The organism is Nostoc sp. UIC 10630, from assembly GCF_010747425.1.
Classification (GTDB): Bacteria; Cyanobacteriota; Cyanobacteriia; order Cyanobacteriales; family Nostocaceae; genus Nostoc.
Genome location: NZ_JAAGOG010000339.1, coordinates 1 through 5,180 on the forward strand (window position 1 = coordinate 1; position 5,180 = coordinate 5,180).

Below are 5,180 nucleotides of genomic sequence, written 5' to 3' on the forward strand. Positions count from 1 at the left end.
TCTGGTAAAACAAGAACTATTGTTCACCGAATTGCTTATCTTGTAAAGGTTAAGCGAGTTGAGCCGAAGCGTATTTTAGTTTTAGCTTACAACCGTAATGCAGTTAGAGAATTACGGTTGCGGTTGCGTAATCTGATTGGCGAACAAGCATCACGAATTCGGGTCTTTACTTTCCACGGTTTAGCCTTATCACTTTTGGGACGGACGGTAGGTGAATACAGAGGAACTCAGACAATAAATTTTGATCGGCTTTTGGTTGAAGCTTGCAAATTAATTGAAAAAGGCGAAGAATTTGAAGATGCAGATGAAGATACTCAAGCACGGCGAATTCAATTATTAGGAAAATTAGAATATATATTTGTTGATGAATACCAAGATGTCACTGAGAAAGAATATCGTTTAATTAAGTCAATTTCTGGCTTAAATCAATCTGAGGATAAAACCCAGTCGGTACAAATTAATCTCTGTGTTATTGGAGATGATGACCAAAATGTTTTTACGTTTCAAGGTGCTGATACTAGATATATCCTTCAATTCCAAGAAGAATATAAAGCAAAACGATTACTACTTAACGAAAATTACCGCTCTACAGAAAATATTATTGAAACTGCTAATTGTCTTATCCAAAATAACTTAATACGCTGTAAACAGGCTCCAGAAGAGCAAGTTCGTATTAACTCCGAACGCCAAGGATTAAGAGGAGAGGCAGTCTCCGCTTTAAAGTTCAATAATTTATCACGACAAGCAGGATGGATTAAAGACAAAATTCAATCTTGGGTCAACGTAGGGATTGCTCCTCATGAAATCGCTATTTTAGCTATTCGTTGGGATGATTTGAGTCCTATCCGCTTGCTTTTAGAAAGAGAAAGTATATCTACTTGTGCCCTAAAAAATAATACTATTCCACTATTAAAAAACCGTTGCACTCGTTTACTAATTAATGCTTTACAGAAAGACTATAGCCTAGTTTTAAATCCTGAAGAATTAGTTCAGAAAAGATTTGAGGCGTTTTTTGAACGTACTGGTCGTAGCTTAACAGAACCTACTGTTAAAATCTTAATAAATATTGCTAGAGATTTAGATAAAGAACGAGGCTATGGGTTTGAAGATATTGTACTACCTATTAGCGTTGATGAAATATTGACTGCTATATTTGAGTTTAATGAAAATGGTGAATCCTTCCTAGAAGATAACTCAGTCTTAGTTACTAGCTGTCATGGTTCAAAAGGTTTGGAGTTCCGTAAAGTCATACTTTTAGGTGATGGATTTAAAACTAATTGCAATGAGATGGAATCAGAACGACGACTCTTTTATGTTGCTATGACTCGCGCCAAAGAAGAATTAATTGTTTGTTCTACTCAGCAGAATTTATTTGTACAGCAAGCTGGTTTAACTTCAGAGGTTATTGATTATAGTGAAACTCAACTTCCTCAGTTAATGCGTTACTTTGATTTAGCTCCAAGTAATGTTTATTTAGGATATGAAAGCACTCAAAATAGACAAAATGTTATTAAAAAGTTATGTGAGGGTGATGTTCTTGAGTTAAGAGCAAATAACCATAATAATGCTTGGAGGATTTTTACACCAAATAATGATGAAATTGGTTGTCTATCAAGGAGAGGAACACAATTCTTAAGCATAAAGGTATTTTCCCTGGACAGTTTCAGTTCCAGCCTGGTGAAGTAACAGTCCGATATCTATATCACCATACTAAGAGAGATGATATAACAGGAAAAATTTCGGAGAATTGGTTTGTTGTGATTCCACAAATTCGAGTATGTAGAAATGCCAAAAATTAAATTTATGACGATCGCTGCTACCATCCGAGCAATACTATCCCAATGAAGGGTAGAATGCGGCTATTTATGAAATATCCACTATTAGTTTTAAATTTGTATATGTCTGATGTAAATAAGCCAAGTAACCATAGCAACAATATCTTTAAAAAAATCTTGTTAATTATTGGAACTGGAGGATTATTACTTGGGATTCCGATTATGTTTATTCGAGTTCCACCAAGCTGTGGCTGTGGTGATAGCAGTAAAGCTACAGTTGGAAGATTTATTAATGCACAACAAGCATATTTCTCGGAGAAATCAGTTTTTGCTCAATCGTATAGGTTGTTAGAGCTTGGAGATGGAGATGCACCAACAGCTACAAGCCGCTATCGATATACCGTAGACATGAGTAAGGATAAGTCATTTATATATGCAACTCCGATAAAAGAATTCCCAACTGATGTATTTCAATTAGGACTGACCAAACAGGGCTTCAACAGCCTGATAGGTGCAGTTGCTTACGAGCAAAAAAATAAAACTACTATTTCAATAATGTGCCGCTCCGAAAAACAGACTTTATCTTATCCTCCCCGACCTATTTTTAAACAAGGTAATTTTAGCTGCCCTATCGGTTTTGTAAGTATCAAATAGGATAGTATGCAAACATTTAATGACGTTTTTAGGAGGATCTATCGGAGTCATAACCATGCTTTGCTGAAGCACTGCTCACAATGCTAATCCAACGACAACTAATGTTAAGACAATCGACTATTTTAGACACTCCCGCTAATACAGCAAATCTATTAAAGTTTGGCAGATAAAACCGTAAGGCTGAGGCTGATGCTAAAGTCAAAAAGCTGGGTTTTTGGAATTAATTTCAACCAATAATGTCTTAAGATTTCAGACTTAGCAAAAAACCAAAAATCAACTCAAGGAACAACCACGTCGGAGCAGATGCAGTAATGTGATGGGGCTTACCCAGATATTTGCATTTAACCCAATTCGGCAGATTTAGATTGTCCTAATATTTCTGACCGCAGATTTAAAGTTAATCCGCCAAATCCGCACGGGTTTGATAGAGATAGGGATGGATGATATAGGTTGTGAATAGAGAGAACGATTGCCTTTGGGGTAATGCCGCAGCCAATCGCCATAAAGCTTCTCATAGGCAAGAGTACAATTGCTCAGTCCCAAGCATAGATTTAACCTAGAGTGGTAAAACTCGCTAGAGTAGATTTTTCATGATTGAAATAGGCGTAAATAGGTAAAGCAAAATTTTCAATAATAACGAATTTACTACGTTTAAGTTTTTGCTCTAGCTAGTTTTGCCACGCTAGGATTTAACTTGTTCACACATGGGTATTCTTGCTCAAAAAGTACGAGTCAGAATAGCTTTTCTAAAATCCGTACTTTTAAGTATGACTCCTGTAAAATTAGCATCAGTTAAATCAGCGCTGCGAAAGCTTGTACCACCAAAGGTTGCAAAAGCAACAGCAATGTTGCGAATAATGGCGTATTTTTCATCTCCTTTCATTGCCCTCCTAGCAATGTAAATACTAAGTATAGCTACGGTAAAAGTGATGGCGAAGGTGACGACGAAGGACAAACCTGCCGCTGCGAGGAAGACGATGGATTCGGCTCCACTTCTAGCTAAGATGAAAACCAAGGCAATGGCAAAAACTAAGGCTCCAGCAACGGCTCCAGCGACGGCGAAGACCAAGGCAATGGCGAAGATTAAGGCTTCAGCTAAGTCCAGTCCTAATGCGGCAGTGACGACGAGTCCAACAGCAACGGTAATGGCAAAGGGCAAGGCGACGGCGGAGGAAAAGGCGAAGACTAAGGCGATGACGAGAGCGATGGCAACCACTAAGGTAACGGCTAATGCGACGGCGACGGCGAAGGAAAAGACCCCAGCTAAATCCAAGGCTAAGGCAAAGGCAACAACGAGAGCGACGGCGAAAGCGAAGGCTAAGGCGAGGGCGATGGCTCCGATGAGGGCAACGACTAAGGCAGTCCAGCCTGAAACCTTAGTCTCTAAAGTTGAGCTATTAAATACAGAAACTATCAAGCCTCCAGTTATGGCTAAGAAAAATCCTGAAATTCCAGAGAGCAACCACGAAACACAAATTAGAAAACTAGCCCAACCCTTTTGCAGTCCAGCTTTTGCATTGCTAAAATTAGTCCCTCTTAAGTTAGCACCTGTAAAATCAGCCCCCCGAATATCTGCACCGCTAAAGTTTGCCCCAGCAAGGTTTTGACCTTTGAATGAACGACCTCTAAGATTCTGGCAGGAGAAGTCTTGGGGCATGGCTGGGCTAGTAAAGGCGAGGGTTTATGCAGACTACACCTTGAGTATGTGCTTTTACGGGCTGTAGTGCAATATTTCTTTTGTGATTGGTAGGTAATGCCAAGTATTTGACTACAATTTACTCACTGGTGGCTACTGATGAGCTAATCATACGAAAACAGTTGAACATTATTACAATCTCTACATTTACGTGCCCGTAGCTTTTCACCTTCTCCCCACACAGCCCCATCAGCACGGAAATACACCCACTGACTTACTGATTCTCCAACGGTACGACCCCAAACAAAATTTTGTGAACCGCAGATAGGACATGGCGTTTCTTGTGGGCTAAGGTTTTCGTGATTCGGTTGGTTGTTCATGAGCTTCCCCCGATAATTTCTGAGTGCAATCTTCAGGAGGCATTGCGCCAGAGTGCGATCGCTATCGCTTGAGATTGAATTACCGATTTTTCCAACTGAGTGATAATTCTATTTCCAGCAATCATCACTGTAAAAGATTTTCTGTTGTCCGTTGGGTAAAATCTCGCGCACCATCCGTTTCTAACACGCCATCTGTCAACAATGCTGTAAGTGATTAATTGTGGGATTCAAGGGATTCTACTTGGTAGAATTTGGACTTGATAGCATAAACTAATCACCCCGCAAGGGGACACAATACCGGAACTAATTGAGGGTTAGTAGGATTCTTTTGTTAACCTCGCCAAACCCCGCAGTTGTCTTCAACTTCAGCTATTGGCCATAACACCAACACGGAGAGCAATCCGCTTATATTTGTTTGGATTGTAGGGCATACCTGTATGCATAACTTGGGAGTTATCCCAAAACACAATATCTCCAGGTTGCCAAATATGGGCATAAACTGGCGTACAGTCCAGGATCTCCCGAAATAATTCCTGCCAATACTGTTTAGCAGCTTCTGGTTTGTTTTCTAGCCCTTTGAGAATCGAAGTGTCAGAACCCAAATATAAACAATAGCGCCCAGTTACTTTGTGAGTTGAGACAATTGGATGTAATTTCCGAGGAATCTCTACCCCTGGCTGTGGGGAGATAGGTGACAGGTGATACATCGACAGTAGTTTTAATTGCTGCTGATGT

The 5,180-nt window shown here is 39.7% G+C and carries 7 protein-coding genes; 3 read left to right on the forward strand and 4 right to left on the reverse strand.

Going from position 1 to position 5,180, the window contains the following annotated elements; all coding sequences use genetic code 11:
* On the forward strand, positions 1-1,686 hold a 1,686-nt coding region (locus G1O98_RS36720), incomplete at its 5' end, for an ATP-dependent helicase (RefSeq protein ID WP_243458649.1).
* A 179-nt stretch (positions 1,687-1,865) separates the two neighbouring features.
* Complete coding sequence (locus G1O98_RS36725) at positions 1,866-2,429, forward strand: type IV pilin-like G/H family protein (protein ID WP_163939183.1); 564 nt, start codon at positions 1,866-1,868, stop codon at positions 2,427-2,429.
* Between the two features lie 341 nt (positions 2,430-2,770).
* Here the strand turns inward: G1O98_RS36725 and G1O98_RS36730 are convergent, their stop codons facing one another.
* From G1O98_RS36730 to G1O98_RS36740, 3 genes are all read right to left on the reverse strand, one after another.
* Positions 2,771-2,932, reverse strand: coding sequence for a hypothetical protein (locus G1O98_RS36730; RefSeq protein ID WP_163939185.1), 162 nt, complete (start codon positions 2,930-2,932; stop codon positions 2,771-2,773).
* Positions 2,933-3,147: 215 nt separating this feature from the next.
* Positions 3,148-4,086 carry a pentapeptide repeat-containing protein gene (locus G1O98_RS36735; protein WP_163939192.1) on the reverse strand — a complete coding sequence of 313 codons (939 nt, stop codon included), beginning with the start codon at positions 4,084-4,086 and terminating at the stop codon, positions 3,148-3,150.
* A gap of 143 nt (positions 4,087-4,229) precedes the next feature.
* A complete protein-coding gene (locus G1O98_RS36740) occupies positions 4,230-4,445 on the reverse strand; it encodes a hypothetical protein (RefSeq protein WP_163939187.1) in 216 nt (71 codons plus the stop codon).
* A 23-nt stretch (positions 4,446-4,468) separates the two neighbouring features.
* Here G1O98_RS36740 and G1O98_RS36745 point away from each other — a divergent pair, with 23 nt between their 5' ends.
* Positions 4,469-4,663, forward strand: coding sequence for a hypothetical protein (locus G1O98_RS36745; RefSeq protein ID WP_163939190.1), 195 nt, complete (start codon positions 4,469-4,471; stop codon positions 4,661-4,663).
* Positions 4,664-4,810: 147 nt separating this feature from the next.
* Here the strand turns inward: G1O98_RS36745 and G1O98_RS36750 are convergent.
* The coding region (locus G1O98_RS36750; protein ID WP_243458650.1) for a TauD/TfdA family dioxygenase at positions 4,811-5,180 on the reverse strand (370 nt) is incomplete at its 5' end.

What these genes read in the sequence shown, in the direction of transcription:
- G1O98_RS36740 (WP_163939187.1), bottom strand. Translation starts at nt 4,445, where the DNA reads ATGAACAACCAACCGAATCACGAAAACCTTAGCCCACAAGAAACGCCA.
- G1O98_RS36730 (WP_163939185.1), bottom strand. Translation starts at nt 2,932, where the DNA reads ATGGCGATTGGCTGCGGCATTACCCCAAAGGCAATCGTTCTCTCTATT.
- G1O98_RS36725 (WP_163939183.1), top strand. Translation starts at nt 1,866, where the DNA reads ATGAAATATCCACTATTAGTTTTAAATTTGTATATGTCTGATGTAAAT.
- G1O98_RS36735 (WP_163939192.1), bottom strand. Translation starts at nt 4,086, where the DNA reads ATGCCCCAAGACTTCTCCTGCCAGAATCTTAGAGGTCGTTCATTCAAA.